Source organism: Rhodomicrobium vannielii ATCC 17100 (assembly GCF_000166055.1).
GTDB lineage: Bacteria > Pseudomonadota > Alphaproteobacteria > Rhizobiales > Rhodomicrobiaceae > Rhodomicrobium > Rhodomicrobium vannielii.
Genome location: NC_014664.1, coordinates 3,420,320 through 3,438,579, shown reverse-complemented (window position 1 = coordinate 3,438,579; position 18,260 = coordinate 3,420,320). Strand labels below are relative to the sequence as shown.

The 18,260-nt window shown below is 58.0% G+C and carries 17 protein-coding genes and 2 pseudogenes; 13 read left to right on the top strand and 6 right to left on the bottom strand.

Annotated features, from left to right (window positions below; genetic code table 11):
• The first annotated feature begins 146 nt into the window (after positions 1 to 146).
• Complete coding sequence (locus RVAN_RS19785; RefSeq protein WP_342410989.1) at positions 147 to 398, top strand: AAA family ATPase; 252 nt, start codon at positions 147 to 149, stop codon at positions 396 to 398.
• Positions 395 to 1,354 (top strand): annotated as a pseudogene (locus RVAN_RS15855) (IS481 family transposase); the annotation flags it as partial. The gene RVAN_RS19785 and the pseudogene RVAN_RS15855, both read left to right, overlap by 4 nt.
• 364 nt (positions 1,355 to 1,718) lie before the next feature.
• Here the strand turns inward: RVAN_RS15855 and RVAN_RS15850 are convergent.
• Together RVAN_RS15850 and RVAN_RS15845 are read right to left on the bottom strand one after the other, a co-directional pair.
• Positions 1,719 to 2,225, bottom strand: a complete 507-nt coding sequence (locus RVAN_RS15850; protein WP_013420722.1) for a hypothetical protein — start codon at positions 2,223 to 2,225, stop codon at positions 1,719 to 1,721.
• A 122-nt stretch (positions 2,226 to 2,347) separates the two neighbouring features.
• Entirely contained in the window at positions 2,348 to 2,803 is a 456-nt protein-coding gene (locus RVAN_RS15845) for a very short patch repair endonuclease (RefSeq protein WP_013420721.1), read from the bottom strand.
• A gap of 231 nt (positions 2,804 to 3,034) precedes the next feature.
• Between RVAN_RS15845 and RVAN_RS19780 the strand changes: the two genes are divergently transcribed.
• Positions 3,035 to 3,934, top strand: coding sequence for an HNH endonuclease (locus RVAN_RS19780; protein WP_081449501.1), 900 nt, complete (start codon positions 3,035 to 3,037; stop codon positions 3,932 to 3,934).
• Positions 3,935 to 3,952: 18 nt separating this feature from the next.
• Here RVAN_RS19780 and RVAN_RS19295 read toward each other — a convergent pair whose 3' ends face one another.
• Complete coding sequence (locus RVAN_RS19295; RefSeq protein ID WP_013420718.1) at positions 3,953 to 4,558, bottom strand: toll/interleukin-1 receptor domain-containing protein; 606 nt, start codon at positions 4,556 to 4,558, stop codon at positions 3,953 to 3,955.
• Between the two features lie 134 nt (positions 4,559 to 4,692).
• Here RVAN_RS19295 and RVAN_RS15830 point away from each other — a divergent pair, with 134 nt between their 5' ends.
• From RVAN_RS15830 to RVAN_RS15800, 6 genes and pseudogenes are all read left to right on the top strand, one after another.
• Positions 4,693 to 4,977 (top strand): type II toxin-antitoxin system RelE/ParE family toxin, encoded by a 285-nt coding sequence (locus RVAN_RS15830; protein WP_013420717.1) that lies wholly within the window; start codon positions 4,693 to 4,695, stop codon positions 4,975 to 4,977.
• Between the two features lie 10 nt (positions 4,978 to 4,987).
• Complete coding sequence (locus RVAN_RS15825) at positions 4,988 to 5,284, top strand: HigA family addiction module antitoxin (protein WP_013420716.1); 297 nt, start codon at positions 4,988 to 4,990, stop codon at positions 5,282 to 5,284.
• Between the two features lie 947 nt (positions 5,285 to 6,231).
• Positions 6,232 to 6,639: an IS66-like element accessory protein TnpA gene (gene tnpA / locus RVAN_RS21050; RefSeq protein WP_041787200.1), complete on the top strand. Its 408-nt coding sequence runs from the start codon at positions 6,232 to 6,234 to the stop codon at positions 6,637 to 6,639.
• Positions 6,636 to 6,983, top strand: coding sequence for an IS66 family insertion sequence element accessory protein TnpB (gene tnpB, locus RVAN_RS15810; RefSeq protein ID WP_013419097.1), 348 nt, complete (start codon positions 6,636 to 6,638; stop codon positions 6,981 to 6,983). Before tnpA ends, tnpB begins: the two co-directional genes overlap by 4 nt.
• 96 nt (positions 6,984 to 7,079) lie before the next feature.
• Positions 7,080 to 8,665 (top strand): IS66 family transposase gene (tnpC, locus tag RVAN_RS15805; RefSeq protein WP_425337406.1). Its coding sequence is split into 2 segments (ribosomal slippage): positions 7,080 to 7,331 and positions 7,334 to 8,665, totalling 1,584 coding nucleotides; the frame shifts between segments, so codons are not numbered across the junction.
• A gap of 104 nt (positions 8,666 to 8,769) precedes the next feature.
• A pseudogene (locus tag RVAN_RS15800) lies at positions 8,770 to 9,850 on the top strand (IS630 family transposase).
• Positions 9,851 to 9,887: 37 nt separating this feature from the next.
• Here RVAN_RS15800 and megL read toward each other — a convergent pair.
• On the bottom strand, positions 9,888 to 11,090 hold the full coding sequence (gene megL / locus RVAN_RS15795) for a methionine gamma-lyase (RefSeq protein WP_013420715.1): 1,203 nt from the start codon (positions 11,088 to 11,090) through the stop codon (positions 9,888 to 9,890).
• 120 nt (positions 11,091 to 11,210) lie between these two features.
• Here megL and RVAN_RS15790 point away from each other — a divergent pair, with 120 nt between their 5' ends.
• Positions 11,211 to 11,702: an Lrp/AsnC family transcriptional regulator gene (locus tag RVAN_RS15790; protein WP_013420714.1), complete on the top strand. Its 492-nt coding sequence runs from the start codon at positions 11,211 to 11,213 to the stop codon at positions 11,700 to 11,702.
• Between the two features lie 131 nt (positions 11,703 to 11,833).
• On the opposite strand, the gene RVAN_RS20335 is transcribed toward RVAN_RS15790, so the two are convergent.
• Positions 11,834 to 11,995, bottom strand: a complete 162-nt coding sequence (locus RVAN_RS20335) for a hypothetical protein (RefSeq protein ID WP_169309568.1) — start codon at positions 11,993 to 11,995, stop codon at positions 11,834 to 11,836.
• 624 nt (positions 11,996 to 12,619) lie between these two features.
• Complete coding sequence (locus RVAN_RS19290; protein ID WP_049779482.1) at positions 12,620 to 13,663, bottom strand: hypothetical protein; 1,044 nt, start codon at positions 13,661 to 13,663, stop codon at positions 12,620 to 12,622.
• A 904-nt stretch (positions 13,664 to 14,567) separates the two neighbouring features.
• On the opposite strand from RVAN_RS19290, the gene RVAN_RS15780 reads away from it, so the two are divergent.
• From RVAN_RS15780 to RVAN_RS15770, 3 genes are all read left to right on the top strand, one after another.
• Complete coding sequence (locus RVAN_RS15780) at positions 14,568 to 15,413, top strand: ParB/RepB/Spo0J family partition protein (RefSeq protein ID WP_013420712.1); 846 nt, start codon at positions 14,568 to 14,570, stop codon at positions 15,411 to 15,413.
• Positions 15,414 to 15,703: 290 nt separating this feature from the next.
• Positions 15,704 to 17,152, top strand: a complete 1,449-nt coding sequence (locus tag RVAN_RS15775; RefSeq protein WP_013420711.1) for an N-6 DNA methylase — start codon at positions 15,704 to 15,706, stop codon at positions 17,150 to 17,152.
• Positions 17,149 to 18,252, top strand: a complete 1,104-nt coding sequence (locus RVAN_RS15770; RefSeq protein WP_013420710.1) for a restriction endonuclease subunit S — start codon at positions 17,149 to 17,151, stop codon at positions 18,250 to 18,252. The genes RVAN_RS15775 and RVAN_RS15770 overlap by 4 nt, the downstream gene beginning before the upstream one ends.
• Positions 18,253 to 18,260 lie beyond the last annotated feature (8 nt).

Here is an 18,260-nt window from a genome sequence, read left to right as displayed (position 1 = left end):
ATTCCTCGCGAATCCTGAAAAGTACGAGCGGAAGGTCGAGGAACTCGCGATGTTGCTGTGCGCCTTCTGTGCTGTACGATATACGATAACCCGTGGATTTAAATTGTCGCCAAGCTTAATAGACTGTAAGTTCTAATTGAACTAGGATGAAATTCATGCGAATCAGCCGCATCGTCATCAGAAATTTTAGATCATTACAGACTTTAGATATCCGCGTTAGTCAAAATACGACCTGTGTTATCGGAGAGAACAACACCGGCAAGACGAATCTGCCCCATGCGCTCCGGATTTGCTTAGACGTAAACTTACCATCTTCCTACCGCGCACTCTCACTTAGATGTTTAATCCCAGATTTTGATGGTGCATTATTCTCCCTCGGCTGGAAGGATGCGCTATAGGACAAATTCTTCATGGGAGCGCCACAACGACTGAGGCGGTCCGTCGAGCGATACAGCATAGTCAAGAGAGCTTGAGGGCCCTGGCCAAGCGCTACGGCATCAACACGAAGACGGTCTCGAAATGGAAGAAGCGCTCATCCGTCGCCGATGTGCCGACTGGACCGAAAGAGCCGAAATCCACGGTTCTGTCGGTCGAGGAAGAGGCGATAATCGTCGCCTTCCGCAAGCATACGCTCTTGCCGCTCGACGATTGCCTCTATGCGCTACAGGCGACGATACCGCATCTGACTCGCTCGTCGCTGCATCGCTGTCTTCAACGCCACGGTATTTCTCGGCTGCCGGACGTCGAAGGCGACAAGCCCGCCAAGAAGAAGTTCAAGTCCTATCCGATCGGCTATTTTCATGTCGACATAGCCGAAGTGCAGACGGCCGAAGGCAAGCTCTATCTCTACGTCGCCATTGACCGCACGAGCAAATTCGCCTTCGTGCAACTCGTCAAAAAGACCGGCAGGACGTCCGCTTCAGCCTTCCTCGTCGCCCTGATAGAGGCAGTTCCCTACAAGATTCACACGGTGCTCACCGACAACGGCATCCAGTTCACGTTTCCGCCGCGTTATGCCGATGGACCAACGGCCAGATACATGACGCACATGTTTGACATGCGATGCAGCGAGAACGGCATTGAGCACCGCCTCACCAAGGTCAAGCATCCCTGGACAAACGGCCAGGTCGAGCGAATGAACCGGACGATCAAGGAGGCGACGGTCAAACGCTATCACTACGACCGTCACGAGCAGCTCGAAACCCATCTATCGGACTTCATCAACGCCTATAACTTTGCTCGCCGACTAAAGACCCTCAAAGGCCTCACGCCTTATGAGTTCATCTGTAAATGCTGGACGAATGAGCCGGAAAGATTCAAAATCGATCCAATCCATCAAATGCCGGGACTAAACATCTTAGGCGGCGCAATAAAGCTCATTGGCTTCGTCGGGGCTTGCCCCGTTGGCAATAGATTGAGCACGGTGGTGCAATTAACGTCACTAGGGATGCTTTGCTTTTTCTTTCTGAGTATTATTGCCATGGTCATGCATCCGCGATGTGCAGCGACATGGCTGCCACAAATGCTTCGCCCGCCTTGCTCCACTGGCGGCGCCGGCTTGGCGCATTTGGCTCAGGTCTTCCAGGCCGCCAAGTGAGAGCGCAACCTTGCTATAGCGTGTAGCGGCCTTAAATGAGTAAGCGGGGGGCACGCCGTCTACCTTTGCAGACTCCAGGCCGACGATAGAAGCGGGCAACTTTCGCCGCCCGCCACTGAGCCTACTTGCCGTCGATGATCGCCATAAGAGCCTTCTCCTTACGAAGGAGGCCGTTGCCGCTCGGAACGGCGCCATGCGCGATGAGCTTCACCTTGAAACGCTCGTGCTGATCCGGCGAGAGGTACAACGTCACCACGCGGGCATCCTCGATCGGGATCTCGCCGCGAAGGCGGGACTCGAGTTCGTAGACCGTGCTCGTCTCGGCGAGTTCGAGGAGATAGTCCGCGTTGTCCTCGGTGAGGTAGCGCCCGACGATCTGGAGTTTCGTCCAGCCGATCGCATGAAGCCGCTCCTCGGGCACGCCCAGGTCATCGAACTGGCGCGCGATCCTCGCCAGCGCATAGGCGACGCGTTTGCCAAGTCCCGCCATTTCCGCGACCTTCAGGAAGACATCGGGCTTCAGATCCTGAAGCTCGCGAAGCTCCTTTGCAGCCGCCAGGAAGTTGATCCCGATGTAGTTGGCGATGATCTCGGCCTTGTCTTCTGCATTTAACTTTTTTCCACTCATCAACTTATCCTCCTGCTGGATTGACAGATATCTATTTGTGATGTGTGAAACTTATTGAAGCCATTATCATTTTTCTATAATCGACAGATATCGCGGCATCTATCGCCAAGCGCGCTTTTACATCACAGGTCTGTTTCTCCGATCTCCAGCTTGGCACGGCCATCACGCAGCCAGACGGAAAGAAGAGTGGCAGCCACCTCTACTTGATGAGGTTTTCTAAGCGCGCATTCCCAGATCGTTGCCACTCGCCATCCGCCCGCGAGGAGTTCGCTCCGCACCGCGAAGTCCCGAGCGGTGTTAGCGTCGAACTTGGACTGCCAGAATTCCACGCGAGTAGAGGGGTCGGTAGCATAGCGACAAGCTGTATGGCGGTGCCAGAAGCAACCATGCACGAAGACCACCGCCCGGTGCTTTGAGAACACGAGGTCAGGCCGACCCGAGATGTCCTTCACATGCAAGCGATAACGCAAGCCACGGGCGTGCAATGCCCGTCTCAAGGCCAGTTCGGGCTTGGTGTCCTTGCCCCTGATCCCGGCCATCATCCTCGATCGGGTCGTCTTGTCCACTATATCCGTCACATGCCTCCTGGCGTTCGCCTCCGCAATTGATATACACCAAGACAACATTCGTCAGGAGCTTGATTTGCCCCCTACTTTCGGCATCGTAGATCTCTTTGCTGGTCCGGGAGGGCTGGGCGAGGGATCTGCAGGAGACGACGATCTACTCGTCTGGCTCGAATGTATTGCGCGCTGCTTCACACAGGCAACCAATGGCTAGGCAAGGCCTTGAGCGCGCGATAATATCAGATCATGACCTTCAGCGTATTCATCCACCGATCCGATTCGATCTACGACGACAGCCCCGCTGAACGATACCAGTTTCCGAAGCACTATCTTGGCCGTGTGCAGGAAAGTGTCGGAGATTGGATCGTTTATCTGGAACCATCCAAGGTGAGTGGCACTCGTGGATATTTTGCAGTCGCACGCGTTCAGCAGGTTATCGAAGACCCCAAAGCGCCTGGAATGTTTTTAGCTCTCATTGAGCCTGGATCGTTTCTGGAGTTCGCAAATCACGTTCCCTTCAAGGAAGCTGACGGACCTGTCGAGCGTGGACTGTTGAATGAACACGGCAAGCTTTCTGGGCGTGCGCAGTCTGCCGTGAGACCTGTTTCTCCTCAGGACTTCAATCGCATCATTGATCGCGGTCTCACCGATCAAGAACCGCTCCTCCCAAGGGTTGGCTCGGCAGAAGCCTTATCAGGTTTTGCAGAGTCACAGGAGCCATTCGTGTTCGACTCGCCAAGAGAACGGGTGCAACAGTTGACCTCGCGAATCCTGCGCGATCGCGTTTTCCGCAAGATTGTCATTCGGGCATATGACGAGCGCTGCGCGATTACTGGGCTAAAGCTGATCAACGGCGGCGGCAGGGCCGAAGTTGATGCTGCCCATATTCGGCCGGTCGAACACAACGGTCCGGATGTTGTTAATAACGGCATTGCGCTTTCCGGGACTGCGCATTGGATGTTCGATCGTGGCCTGATCAGTTTTTCCGACGACCTCGAAATACTGGTGTCTCGCCAGGTAAATGACATCGACAGCGTTCGTGCCTTCATAAACAAAAGCGGTCGGGCTAACCCACCAACACGACTTGCCGATCGCCCCCATCCTCATTTCTTGAACTGGCACCGGGAAAACTGTTTCAAGCACTGAGGAGCCAAGCCTCTATTCTCAAGGATAACGCGCGCGCGGCTGTGCGCGACGCGCGTGTGCAGAAGACGATGACCGATGGAATAAGCGCCCAGGCGGAAGGGGTAACCCTCGGCGGTGGTCGTGCAGCACCGTGCCCGGAGGCTTGAGGAAGGGCGAGGCCGCGTCGTGCGCCGTCTTCGCGCGGCCGGGCTTCACGGCCGCCAGCACCACGTCGCGGAGAAGCGCCGGGTCAGTGAGCTTCACCAGATCCCAGTAGGCGAGCGCGGCGAACAGCCCGGTCGGCGTGCAGTTCGCGACACGCATCACGATCAGCCGCGATTTCTTGTTGAGCGGGTCGTGAGCGATCTTGTTAAGCGCTTCGCCAAGGCAATGGTCGCTTTCGAGGTAGTCACGCGACAGGAGCGCGATCACGCGGGCATCGCTCGCAAGTGCCTCGTGCATCGCCTGCATGAAATTGCGGTTGCCGAAGTCCCATTGCTGGAGAATGACCTGGTAGCCCGCGTCTTCGAGGATATGCGCGATGCGCTCCGCGATGGCAGCGTCCGCGCCCGACCGCGAGATGAAGAAATCCGCCTGCGAAAAATCGATTGTCGAATGGCACCGCCCGCCCGGCTGCCCATGCAAAAATTCTGGCGTGAAGCTTATCAGAAGCAGCGGCCGCCTAGAAAGAAGCGAGCGCTTGTATCTCGCCGCGATACATTCTTCTCGCGTCGCGTATCATGACGTGATACATTCCATCGAGAGATGCGGGTGCGGCGATGGCGATCAAAAGCTTCAAGGACGATCGGCTTGCTGCGCTGATGAGCCGCCGCGTGCCCAAGGGCTTTCCATCCGACCTGATCGCTGCGACGCGGGGCAAGCTTGTCATGCTGGATGCCGCGCGCGTTCTGGACGATCTGCGCATCCCGCCCGCGAACCGGCTCGAAGCCCTCAAGGGCGACCGCGCCGGCCAGCATTCGATCCGGGTCAACGACCAGTTCCGACTGTGCTTCAGATGGACGGCGGAAGGCCCGGAAAACTTGGAGTTTACGGATTATCACTGAGAGGACGAGCATGACCAGGCTTCCCCCCATTCATCCAGGCGAGGTTCTGCGCGAGGAGTTCCTCAAGCCGTTCGGCCTGTCCGCAGGCGCTGTCGCGCGCGCCATCGGCGTGCCACGCACTCGTATCGAGCGTCTCGCGACCGAGCAGACGGAACTGACGCCCGACACGGCACTGCGCCTTGCGCGCTTCTTCGGCACGACGGCGGACTTCTGGATGAATCTGCAAGCCCGCCATGCGATCGAAACCGCCGAGGACGCCTTGGGCGATACCCTCACGCAGATCGAGCCCTTGAAGCGCGCGGGGTGAGATTTCGTCCGTGGTGCCGCACAGCGCGTCGAAGACACGGCGTCCAACCATCGTGCGCACCGCTCTCCTCTGAGACGCAAACGCCAAGTGTCGCGTTTCATGAAATAGACTGCATCGGTTCCAACACTTACCGCCCATACACGTGCTACCATCCCTGTCCGCCGACAAGAGCTCATGGTCTTTTTCCTTTTCTTATGCAATTAATTGCACAATTTAGGCCGTCGAAGTTTCGGAGGCAACGAAAGAAGGAGCGGTTTTGGCGATTGTCGCTCCTCAATGAAGCAGGGCGCGCGGTCAAAGCGAACCTGTCACTCGATGCCGGACTTCTTGCGGCAATCGATGATGCGGCGGCGGCGCGGCATACGCAGTCTGCTTTTCTCTCAAGTGCCGCGAAAGAAAGATCGTCGCTGAGGGATAGCTACAGTTCTGTCGCCGATGCGTGAACGGGGCTTTGAGTGTCTCATGAGCACCCTTCGACAGGTTGCGCGGCCGGGCGGGGCTTGTTATTTGGGCTTTTATCCTCGCTACTACTCGAAGAATGATAGCCAAATGGCGCGACAGGGTGGAAACGGACTCCAATGTTGCTCCACGCAACCGATGCAGGGATTCTACCCGGGTAGACGCGCCCAATAGGCGATCATGGATTGCGCCGAAGCAAAATCCACGGGGGCAAATTGCGGAAACCTCTCGCAGCTGCGGCGGGCGAAGACCGAAACAGGCCGTGAAGAGATAGGTGGCCTATTTCGGAAAGCGCCTGCTGTTGGAGGTTGAGCCGCCGTCCGTAACCTCTTGCCAAAAACGTACTCGTCACGCCTCTTGCTTCAGAACTTTTCTTGTCATCCAGACGCTAGTGCACTGTAAGCCTCCGCTGAGGGCCGCCTTGCGGGGCGTGTAAGAGACAGGTCTTGTCTGTGACGCTTGTCGCGACAGGAGCTATGCCCGTGCCTATGTCTGGAGATACTTTTGCCCGCCGGTATTCCGTAGTTGCTGATACCCGGCGCCGCTGGAGCGAGGACGAGAAGCAGGCGATCATCGCCGAGGCTTTGCAGCCCGGCGTGAATGTGTCAGCGGTCGCCCGCAGGCATGGGATCAAGCCAAGCCTTCTGTTTCGTTGGCGGAAGCTGGCCAAGAACGACGAGAAGCCAGAGCCCGCACCGGCATTCCTGCCGGTCTCTCTGACGGCGCCAGGGAAGAGCCGCGACACGATCTACGATCACAGCGCCAGTGACGCGCCCGCCGCCGATAATCGCATCGAGATCGAGCTTTTGAACGGGCGGCGCGTGCGGGTTGGCCCCGGCGCCGACATGGGCGCGTTGAAGCGCATTCTCGATATTGCCGACGGGAGGAGACCATGATCCCGGTTCCGACCGGCGTGCGGGTGTGGCTGGCGACGGGTCACACCGATATGCGCAGGGGCTTCCCGTCGCTGTCCTTGCAGGTCCAGGAGGTTTTGCAGCGCGATCCTTTGAGCGGCCATCTGTTTTGCTTTCGCGGCCGCCGGGGCGATCTTCTGAAGGTGATCTGGCATGACGGCCAGGGCGCCTGCCTTTTTACGAAGCGTCTGGAGAAAGGCCGGTTCTTGTGGCCGAGCCCGGCTGACGGCGCGATCTCGATTTCGCCCGCGCAGCTTGGCTATCTGCTCTCCGGGATCGATTGGCGCAATCCGCAAAAAACCTGGAGACCGACTTCGGTTGGCTGACGGTTTGCCTTTGAAAACGTTGGCGAACCATGATTCTCTTGTCGGGTGACCACGCCGCTTGACGCTCTTCCTTCCGACCTTGCCGCCGCGCATGCGATGATCCTCGCCGAGCGCGCCGCCCGCCTTTCCGCCGAGGCCGTTGCGGCTCGCGCTCGCGCGGCGACATCCAGCACGGACGCGCTGATCGCTCATCTGAGGCTCGAGATCGAGAAGCTGCGGCGGGTGCTTTACGGTAGCCGCTCGGAGCACAAGGCGCGGCTCCTGGAGCAGATGGAGCTTCAGCTCGAAGAGCTGGAGACAGCCGCGGCCGAGGACGAGCTTCTCGCCGAGACAGCCACAGCCCGGACGCAAGGCACGCCAGTCCTCGTACGCGCAAGCATCCATCGCGCAAGCCTTTCCCGGCGCATCTGCCGCGCGAGCGCGTGGTGCTCCCGGCGCCGACATGTTGTCCGTCTTGCGGCTCGACGAAGCTGTCGAAGCTCGGCGAGGACGTCACCGAGACGCTCGAGGTTGTTCCGCGCCGCTGGAAAGTCATCCAAACGGTGCGCGAGAAGTTCTCCTGCCGGTGCTGCGAGGCGATCGCGCAACCGCCGGCGCCCTTTCATGCAACGCCGCGCGGTTTTGCCGGGCCGGGCCTTTTGGCCATGATCTTGTTCGAGAAGTTCGGCCAGCACCAGCCTCTCAACCGGCAAAGCGAGCGGTATGCGCGCGAAGGCGTCGAACTTTCCGTCTCGACGCTGGCCGATCAGGTTGGGTCCTGCATGGCGGCGCTGCAACCGCTCCAGGCGCTGATCGAGGCCCATGTTCTTTCGGCCGAACGGTTGTTTGGCGACGACACGACGGTGCCGATCCTGGCGAAAGGCAAGACAGTCACCGGCCGCATCTGGACCTATGTCAGAGACGATCGCCCTTTTGGCGGGACCGCGCCGCCGGCCGCGCTTTACTACGCTTCGCGAGACCGAAGGCAGGAGCATCCCGAGAGCCATCTTCGAGACTTCGCCGGCATTTTGCAGGCCGACGCCTATAGCGGCTATAACGGGCTTTACGATCCGGCGCGCGAAAAAGGCGCCATCGTCTCGGCGCTGTGCTGGGCGCACGCCAGGCGCCAGTTCTTCGAACTGGCTGACATCGCCGCCAACGCGAAGCGCGGCAAACAGGCGCCGGCCATCTCCCCGATTGCGCTGGAAGCGGTCAAGCGCATCGACGCGCTGTTCGACATCGAGCGCTCCATCAACGGCCTTCCCGCCAGCGAGCGCCTGCGCGTGCGCCAGAAGCAAAGCGCGCCGCTTCTGGCCGATCTGAAAACCTCGCTTGGCGAGGAGCGCTCGCGATTGTCGCGCTCGGCTTCCGTCGCCAGGCCCATCGATTATCTGCTCAAGCGCTGGGATCGGTTCGCCGCTTTCCTTGGCGACGGCCGCATCTGCCTGAGCAACAACTCGGCCGAACGAGCGCTGAGAGGTTTTGCGCTCGGAAGAAAGTCGTGGCTCTTCGCCGGTTCAGATCGCGGCGCCGACCGGGCCGCCTTTATGATGACGATGATCATGACGGCCAAACTCAACGGCATCGATCCGATGGCTTGGCTGGCCGATGTGCTCGCCCGCATCGCAGGCCAGCCGCAAAGCCGACTCCATGAGCTGCTGCCCTGGGAATGGAAGCAGCCCGGCTTGCAACTGGCGGCGTAGTCATCAACCGCAAGCGCTCACGCTGCGGCCCTCACCGGATGCTTACAGTGCACTGACGCAAACATAGGATTCACAAAGCAGACGAAGCAAGGCATGCTTCAGGCATGGCTCAAACCGTCTGCATCCTTCTCTCGTCCGAAGACCGCTCACGTTTGGCGGCGGTCATCGGGGACCGCAACAGCCCGCAGAAGCACGCGCAGCGGGCAAAGATCGTGCTTCATTCTGCTGAGCGCCGTTCCGTTTTCGACGTCGCCCGCTTAAGCGGCGTCAGCCGGCCAGCCGGCCAGCCGTATGGCGTTGGCAGCGGCGCTACGCCGAAAAAGGGGTGGACGGGCTGTTGCGCGACCAGACCCGCAAGCCAGGCAAGCCGCCTTTGTCAGCGAAGAGCGTCGCGAAAGTGCTGGCGCTGCCGTGTTCCGAGCCCCCCGGAAACGCCACGCATTGGACCGGACGCGCTGTCGCCAAGGCGGCGGGCGTCAGCTTGCGCACGGTGCAGCGCATCTGGGGAGCCCACCGCCTTCAGCCGCACCGCTTGCGCACGTTCAAGAAGTCGAACGATCCCGCCTTCGCCGAAAAGGTCGAGGATGTGGTGGGCCTCTACATGAGCCCGCCCTGCCATGCCGTGGTCCTGTCCATCGACGAGAAGAGCCAGATCCAGGCGCTCGACCGCACTCAACCGGGCCTGCCGTTGAAGCCCGGCAAATGCGCGACCATGACCCACGATTACAAGCGCAACGGAACCACCACGCTGTTCGCCGCACTCAACGTGCTGGATGGAACCGTGCTCGGCCGCTGCATGAAGCGCCACCGCCATCAGGAGTTCATCAAATTCCTCAACGCCGTGGAGCGCAAGGTCCCAGCCGGCAAGATCATCCACGTCATTCTGGACAACTACGGAACCCACAAGCATCCCAAGGTGGACGCCTGGCTGGCGGATCATCCGAGGTGGGTTTTTCACTTCACGCCGACCTCGGCGTCCTGGCTGAACGCGGTCGAAAACTTCTTCTCCGCCATTACCCGGCGGCGCATCCGTCGTGGCGTCTTCAAATCCGTCGCCGACCTCGAAGACGCCATCAAGCGCTACATCGCCGATCACAACCGGAACGCAAAACCCTTCGTCTGGACCAAAACCGCCGATGAAATCTTCGACAAGCTCAACCGCCTCAATCTGCACCTTCTGAATGAGTCAGTGCACTAGTAACGGTCGAGGCGTTATTAAACTTCAACGTACGAGTTGATCCAGCGCTCTCATTAGGTCGACGCGGATGTCTTCATAGTCCTCAAGTCCCACCGAGAGCCTGATAAGCCCATCTGTAAAGCCGTGCTTGTTCCTCTCCTCTGCGGTGTAAGTGGCATGCGTCATGGAGGCGGGATGCTGGACCAGCGTTTCGGCGTCGCCAAGGCTTACGGCACGAGTGGCGAGTTGAACCGCATTCATGAAGGCTCGTCCTGCAGGCAGCCCCCCCTTAAGCTCCATAGCGATCATGCCGCCAAAGGCGCCGCGCATCTGGCGACTTGCAAGGGCTTTCTGAGGGTGGTTGTCGAGGCCCGGGAAATAGACTCGTTCGACTGCGGGATGGCTTTCCAGATCGTGAGCGATCTTAAGCGCGGTTTCGCAATGGCGGCCCATTCTAAGGCTCAGCGTCTTCAGCCCACGAAGGATAAGAAATGCATCGAAAGCAGAAATGCAGGCCCCATTCATCTCCTTGACGCCGATAAGACGGAACTGTTCGATGTGCTCTTTGCGGGCCACAACGGCGCCTGCGAGGAGATCGCCATGGCCGCCGAGATATTTTGTGGCCGAGTGCACGACAATGTCGGCGCCAAGCGCAATAGGTCTTTGCAGATACGGCGTACAATACGTGTTGTCGACGGCGAATAGAATGCCCGCCTTCTGGCAGATTTCCGCAATAGCTGCGATGTCGATCACGCGCATATTGGGGTTGGACGGGGTTTCGGTTAAGACCAGCCGCGTTTTTTCCGATATCGCGGCCTTTAATTCTGCTGGATCGGTGAGATCGGCGAACCGCGTGACGATGCCGAACCGTTGGAGTTGATGATGCAGGAGCGCGAACGTGCAGCCGTAAAGCGTCTTGTCGGCAACGATCTCGTCTCCAGCCTTAAGCAGCGTCCAGATCACTGCCGTAATCGCCCCCATCCCTGACGAAGTAGCGAGCGCCGCTTCGCCCTCCTCCAAGGCAGCGAGGCGCTTCTCAAGTACAGAGACAGTCGGATTGCCGACGCGGCTATAGATATACCCCTCGGCTGCACCCTGGAATCGCTCTGTTCCAATCTCAGTGCTGGGAAAAGCGAAGGTCGAAGTGAGGAACACCGGCGGGTTCAACGCACCGTGATAATCGAGAGGATCGTAGTCATGATGGATGGCGCGCGTGGAAAATCCTGGGACGCGCTCGGAGTCAGCCATTGTCAGCCTCTTGCAGAAGTGAAGTAGTGACAAAATACGCTGAAGTCGGCTTTGAATGGTGCCAAACTTGCTAGTCAATGGCACAGAATTTGGCATAAATGGCAACTTTTGAGGGGCTTCATGGGTGATCCTGTCACGCCAACGTTAGACGCAATCGATCGTAGAATTTTGGAGGAACTTCAAGCGGATGCTCGTCTTCCGAATATTACTCTTTCTGATCGTGTCGGCCTCTCACCGTCCCCGTGTTCCCGGCGAGTTAAACTTTTGGAAGAGGCGGGGGTAATTGAGGGCTATCGAGCCATTCTCAATCGGAAGGCTGTCAATCTTGGTCTCACGATTTTTGCTGGCATTCGCGTCGAGCGCCATTCACTTGAGAATGCCGATGCTTTCGTCAGCGCCGTCCTTGCGATTCCAGAAGTGTTCGCATGCCATTTGGTATCGGGTGATGTCGATTTCCTGATTGAAGTCGTCGTACCCGACATGGCGGCTTATGAGGCAACGGTGCTTCGTCGCCTGCTGGCCATGCCTGCCCTCCGCGACGTCAGATCGAGCTTCGCCATGCGCACCTTCAAGGCTGGCGGTGTGCTGCCGGTGAAAAAACGAGTTGCCTAAACCCCGACGCCAGGTCTGATTTCTTTGCTAGCCCATTCCATCAAACCTTCAATGTCCGCAGCTGAGGGTAAACTCGCCCGAACTTCGCCCGGAGCGAATGTCTCTTGTCGACCCACCTCGACGTTGCACCTTCACTCGTGAGCTGGTCCAAACTCGGTTGCGTGCGTCCGATCGTTCGCCTGATCGTGAGGGCGCTTGTAGGCCGGGTGACATAGCGCGTGAGCGGGGCCGTCTGTGCCGCGCTGATACAGGATCAGCGGGAGATTGCCCACGCCGCCGGAGATGGGTTCCACGGCTGCCCGCACTGCACTTGAACGCATGGCCGTTTGCGCTGTAACAGAAATTCCCGCCTGAGAGGGAGATGCGCTGAAGATGTCGAACAGGTCTTGATCGGGGGCGGCAAGCGTTGTACGGATTTCAGTGCAATCAATTGCACGTGATTCCGCCGTCTTTCTGCTAGACCTGAAAAAGCTGTATCCAAACATCTATGCCACGCACCAATTGAAAGGGGATGATGGCACGACAAATAAACATCTACCGGTAGATAGTCACGTAGTGTTTATGTGGTGGCATATAATTGTGTCCGACGCGCTAATCTTCCTCATCGAAATTTCGAATAATCCAAGTTACAGCAAACTTGCGCCGCTTCAGATTTAGTTGTTGCATTTCCTGAAGCATACGGGCTTACGGCATTTGGAAAATATACCTCCCAAGTAAATCCGTGCGTATTATCGCGCGTTTGCTTGGTTTTCCACTCGATTATAACGATCCTGTATGTATCTTTTTTTATGAGGTCAACTTCCCCCCATCTATCATCATGCTTGATAACATTTTTTCTCATTGAGACGCCTTTCCTCTAGCGGGAAGATCGAGCGCTTAAGATACGGGGCGTTCCTTATTCGTAGCTTGAGTGAATATCATAGCTCGGCTATATGTGCTTCCTTTGCCTTGGAAGCATCGTGCATCTTGGCAGCAAAATCCGGGTCAACCTCAGCAATCATTTTGTGGAAGTCGGGGTGTTGGATAGCGAACCGTTCGGGCGTCATATATCTTCTGTATTTTGGCCACCACCCTTCTTTCGCCGCCTTGCAATAGCCTTTGAACATGACTTCGAAGGGGGCCGCGATCATGTCTGGAAACTCTTCCAGAAAATAGGTTGGTGGAGCGGGCAAATCGTCCGTGTCATGCCTGATACGGTTTTCGTCTATTTTTGCGACTTGGATGGCGTCGGCACGCTTCTTTTCTGCCCGAATTACCGCTTGGTTCGCCCTACGCTCTGAGCGGTAGGCATCATCGCTGTTCGTGTTGTCATTGACGGCATCCTGCTTTTTGCCCGCAATGATTTCCATGTCGGTCCATCCGCGTGCGGCACGCTGCCGGATCGTGGAAGGGTCTATGCCCTGTTTGCCCGCAAGCTCCGATGTTGTGAAGGTGCGCCCCTTCTCATCCGCAAAGGTGAGGCTGTCGCCCTTGTTCGTGTTCTGCGTTTGCTTGTCAGCCCATCTGACTTTGCCGGGAGCATATTCCGGGTCTTCGTTGTCGATCCTGTCGAGGGTGTATCCGGGTGCGGGCATCGGTCCCACATGGCGAAGGAAGGACCGGAAATCACGGAAGGCGGGATTGATGACGCGGCCATGAGATTTTGCGCGGTCAAGCATGTTGCGATGGCTATTGGCTTCAGCCCGGAAGCGCTCCCGGAGCGCCATAGCGGGCAAGTCCTCCACGAGCGTGGCAAAGTCGCCTTCGGCCTTTGGTTCGGCGTCGTCGCGCCTCTCGTGCGTTATCGCGCGCGCAGGTGCTTCCTGCGTGATGGTGGAGGCGCTCCCGCGCTCTTGATCTGTCAAGGCATGCAGCGCGCGGGCCATCTCGGATAGCGCTTCAGTCGATTTTCTTTGCTCAATCGCGATTTGCTCAATGGCGTGACATTGTTTACTTATGAGCGTGACAAGGGTGCCTAGCAAACCCGTGCAATTCCCGTGGCCCTAGGGTTTTCTTGCGATTTTCTCATGTCACGCCGCTGAGAAAATCGCATGGAATGACGACGTATATTCGACGATGTCGCGCGCATTTCTTGCCTTGCACAGTGTTGGCGAGCGCGCTACATCATGCAGCGACACTTGCGAGTTCGAAGCCGTTGGTGTAACTATTTTGTAATTAAATCCCGGCTGCCTGATCCGCATGCCGGGCTTTTTTTGGTATAAATTTTACAACTCGATATACGCCCACGCATCAGGCCGCGATGGTGCCAGCTCACCTAGTGACACGAGGGCCGTAAGCGGCTTGGAAAGCGTCTGCCAGTTCGCCTGTCGAGTTAGGTCGTTACGTGAGAAAAAAATCGCTCGTTGGTGTCCGCATGCCGCGCAACTAGCGTCACTGGCGGGGGCGTGCCCGCGATTCGCGAGAACGCGAGTGGAATTCAGTCGTGGGTTTTTCGTGGGGAAACCGTTCCCTTTCGTGGAGTTTGGTTCCACTCCGTTCCACATCTCGCCCTCAACCTGAGCGGCGGAACTATCGAAAGGGCCAGTATTTTCAGGGAGTTGGGTGGTGCCGCTTGCGTGATTGGGCGATCCCGATCATAGACCATTGATAATATTACTCAAAATCTCACAAAAAGCAAGCCTCGTGGGCTGCGTCTGTGTAGCAGTCTCTGCCTGCCTCGCCGGTGATTGTGGCCTCCGTACAGACACACAACAATTTTGTGTCCTTCGCTCTGTGTGGCTTTTCGTGTGCCACTTGGGCGGACCTCTTCCCTCCGCAGTGCCACGGCTCAGGCTCTTGTTGCTGATCACAACAGAGGCCTGGGCCACGTCCAAAGGCGCGGGGAGCACGAATGACACGAGGCAGCACCACGGAGAACACAGAAAAATGGATACAGAAGAAGCCGAGGCCGATGCGGCACTCAGCTACCAACCGCTTTGCCTTCTCGCCAAGGTGAAGGAGAAAGTCGGCTCGAAGACCGCACCAGATCGCCCTGAACGGCTGCCGATGTCGCGGTTGATGATGGTCCCGGCCTTGTTTCAACCTCGTCACGGTATGAACGAAGGCCGAATGGACGAACGTCATATCGGGGATCTCGAACGCGCTCTGAAGGCCAAGGGGCAAAATGGAGACCTCGACCCGATCCTTGTTGTCATGGCAGGTGATGAGGCGATCATCATCGACGGGCATCACCGGGCCGCAGCCTATAAGCTATCCAAGCGAAACGACATGCCGGTTTCCTACTTCAACGGAAGTGTCGAGCAAGCCATCCTTGTCGCCGGGCGCATCAACAGCAAGGCCAAGCTGCCGATGACGAACTACGAGCGCCAGAACTTTGCGTGGCGGCTCGTGCTCCTCGGCCACTACTCAAAGAAGCAGATCAGAGAGTCGGCCGGGGTGAGCGACGGTCAGGTCGCCCAAATGAGACGCATGAAAACCGCTCTTGGCAACGACGCTTATGATGCGCGCAATTGGCAACACGCCGTGATGATGACGAAGAAACAGAATTTGGAGACAATGAGCGACGACGAACGAGAAGCATGGCTGGACGACAAGGCGGCCGAGGTAGCGGAGAAGCTGAGCAAAACCTTCGGACGCTCACTCACTCAGAGTCCCGACGTTGCCGCGCGAGCCTTGGCCGCCTACTTCGGTCGGCATCTCCCAGAGCTTTGCCAGAAGCTGGACGGCCACCTTCCTGAAGACGATGAAGAAGAAGACCATGACGAGTTCTGACGGCTGCCTATGCAGCCTTCTGGGAGTGCATTTTGCATAAGATGAAGCCCGGGCGTGACGCGGTGCGGGTATTTTGCTATGGCCATTCAAAGTCCAATCGGACAAGCGGCCTTCGCGCTCAATCCCCCCGTGGCCGTCCTCGACTCTCGTGACGGCGCGGCGGTCTTCGCTTTCGACGGACAGCGATCACCGCGTGGATGTGGTGCAGCAACTCGCGTGGACTGCCAATTCCTGGTGGCCGCGGATTGCAATGGGCCGTTCCCTCCGGCCCAAGAAGCATCGCAGAACGCATGTACGAGAACGCATTCAACAGCATCGAGAAGGCTCTCCGCGCCGAAGAAGGCATCAGCAACGAACTCGATTACGTTGAGCAGACTTCGTGGATTCTGTTCCTGAAGTACCTCCACGATCTGGAAAGCGAGCGCCGCGACCGTGCCGAACTCGAAGGCAAGGACTACAAGCCGATCATCGACGGCCAAATCCGTTGGGACCAATGGGCCGCGCCCAAGAAGAACGGGCAATTCGACCACAACACCGCGCTGACCGGCGACGATCTGGTGGACTTCGTGGATCGCAGCCTGTTCCCCTACCTCGCCAGGTTCCACGAGCGCGCGACCGGCCCGGACACCATCGAATACAAGATCGGCGAGGTCTTCACCGAACTGCGCTCGAAATTCCGCTCGGGCTACATCCTACGCGACGTGCTGGAGATCGTGGACAGCCTGCACTTCAAGACCCAGGCCGACAAGCACGAGCTTTCCGCTCTCTACGAAACTCGCATCCGCCGCATGGGCAACGCCGGACGCAACGGCGGCGAATATTACACGCCCCGCCCGCTCATCCGCGCGATGATCCGGGTGGTCGCCCCGAAGATCGGCGAAACGATCTATGACGGCGCGGTCGGCTCGGCGGGCTTTCTCTGCGAAGCCTATGACTACCTACGCCGCCCGAATATCAGCGCCAGCGACTATGAAACCCTGCAACGCCGCACGTTCTACGGGCAGGAGAAGAAGTCGCTCGCCTACATCATCGGCATCATGAACATGATCCTGCACGGGATCGAAGCTCCGAACATCGTTCGCACGAACTCGCTCAACGAGAACGTGCTCGACTACCAGGAGAAAGACCGACACGACATCGTTCTGGCCAATCCGCCTTTCGGCGGCGGCGAGCGGCGCGAGGTGCAGCAGAACTTCCCCATCAAGTCGGGCGAGACGGCCTATCTCTTTCTGCAACACTTCATCCGCAAGCTGCGAGCCGGTGGGCGGGCAGCGGTGGTCATCAAGAACACCTTCCTGTCCAACACCGATAACGCCAGCGTGGCGCTGCGGCGCGAGCTTCTGGAAAGCTGCAACCTCCACACAATCCTCGATTGCCCGCAGGGCACCTTTCAGGGGGCGGGCGTCAAGACGGTGGTGCTGTTCTTCCAGAAGGGCGAGGCCACGCGGCGCATCTGGTATTACCAGCTTGTTCCGGGCCGCAGCATGGGCAAAACGAACCCGCTGAACGACGACGACATGGCCGAGTTTGTCGAGTTGCAGCGCGGCTTCGTGACCGGCCCGAAATCGTGGATCGTGGACATCGCCACAGTCGACGCGAAGACGTTCGATCTGTCGGTGAAGAACCCGAACGCGCCCGAAGCCGAGGCCATGCGCAGCCCCGAGGAGATCATCGACGCGATCCTTGCCCGCGATGCCGAGACGGCGGAAATCCTTGAGCGGATAAGGGGGCTGCTGTGAAGGTTGGGTGGGAGGTTAGGCCACTAGGCGACTTCATCGAACTGATTTCCGGCCAGCATATCGACGCGGTTGACTACAATATCGACGGGCACGGCGTTGGATACATCACAGGTCCTTCGGATTTCGGCAGAGATGAGCCACTAATATCCAAATGGACCGAAAAGCCCAAACGGTTCGCCGATCCAGGGGACATACTCTTAACGGTTAAAGGTTCAGGTGTCGGCAAGATCAACCGTCTGCGCCGTGGCAGGGTTGCGATCAGCCGCCAGATAATGGCCGTTAGAGCCAAGGGAATTGATGCGGACTTCCTGCACCTTCTGCTAGGTGCTCACGGAGCGCATTTCGCCTCCCTGGCCAACGGCGCAGCAATACCCGGCATCTCCCGCGAACACGTTACAAACCTGCAAATCCCGCTCCCACCGATGGACGAACAGACGCGGATTGTTGCGATTCTGGATGAAGCCTTCGCGGGCCTCTCCCGCGCCCGCGCCAACGCCGAAGCCAACCTCGCCGACGCACGGAAATTGCTTGAAGTCACTATCGCGGAAAGGCTCAAATCGGGGAACGGCGATTGGCAGCAGTGCCTTGTTGAAAATTCATATAGACGAACGAAAATTCCTTCTAAAGTTCAGTGCAAAGATTATCTCAGCGAAGGACGATACCCCATAGTTTCTCAAGAGGCGGATTTCATCAGTGGCTACTGGGAGGACGATGCAGATTTGGTGCGGGTAGAAAGACCAATCGTCGTTTTCGGTGACCATACGCGCCACCTGAAATACATTGATTTTGACTTCGTGGTCGGGGCAGATGGCACGCAGCTTCTCGCGCCCATTTCACAAATTGAGCCGAAGTTCTATTACTACGCGCTTCGCAGCATTCCGTTAGCGGGGAAGGGCTACGCCCGTCATTTCAGCCATCTGAAGAAAGAGACAATATGGTTCCCTGCTGATCTCGCATCGCAGCGTGCGATAGCCGACACCTTGGAAGAGATCGAGGTCCACATTGCCGACTTGGCAAGGGCATACATCGCGCAGTCGGGATCTATAAACTCCCTCCGCCAATCCCTCCTGCAAAAAGCCTTCTCAGGCGAATTGACCTAGCTTAAGCT

Bases quoted from the DNA above. Each gene is read 5' to 3' on its own strand.
- RVAN_RS19785 (WP_342410989.1), top strand. From the start codon at position 147: ATGAAATTCATGCGAATCAGCCGCATCGTCATCAGAAATTTTAGATCA.
- RVAN_RS15850 (WP_013420722.1), bottom strand. From the start codon at position 2,225: ATGAGTGGAAAAAAGTTAAATGCAGAAGACAAGGCCGAGATCATCGCC.
- RVAN_RS19780 (WP_081449501.1), top strand. From the start codon at position 3,035: ATGACCTTCAGCGTATTCATCCACCGATCCGATTCGATCTACGACGAC.
- RVAN_RS15830 (WP_013420717.1), top strand. From the start codon at position 4,693: ATGGCGATCAAAAGCTTCAAGGACGATCGGCTTGCTGCGCTGATGAGC.
- RVAN_RS15825 (WP_013420716.1), top strand. From the start codon at position 4,988: ATGACCAGGCTTCCCCCCATTCATCCAGGCGAGGTTCTGCGCGAGGAG.
- tnpA (WP_041787200.1), top strand. From the start codon at position 6,232: ATGTCTGGAGATACTTTTGCCCGCCGGTATTCCGTAGTTGCTGATACC.
- tnpB (WP_013419097.1), top strand. From the start codon at position 6,636: ATGATCCCGGTTCCGACCGGCGTGCGGGTGTGGCTGGCGACGGGTCAC.
- megL (WP_013420715.1), bottom strand. From the start codon at position 11,090: ATGGCTGACTCCGAGCGCGTCCCAGGATTTTCCACGCGCGCCATCCAT.
- RVAN_RS15790 (WP_013420714.1), top strand. From the start codon at position 11,211: ATGGGTGATCCTGTCACGCCAACGTTAGACGCAATCGATCGTAGAATT.
- RVAN_RS15780 (WP_013420712.1), top strand. From the start codon at position 14,568: ATGGATACAGAAGAAGCCGAGGCCGATGCGGCACTCAGCTACCAACCG.
- RVAN_RS15775 (WP_013420711.1), top strand. From the start codon at position 15,704: ATGTACGAGAACGCATTCAACAGCATCGAGAAGGCTCTCCGCGCCGAA.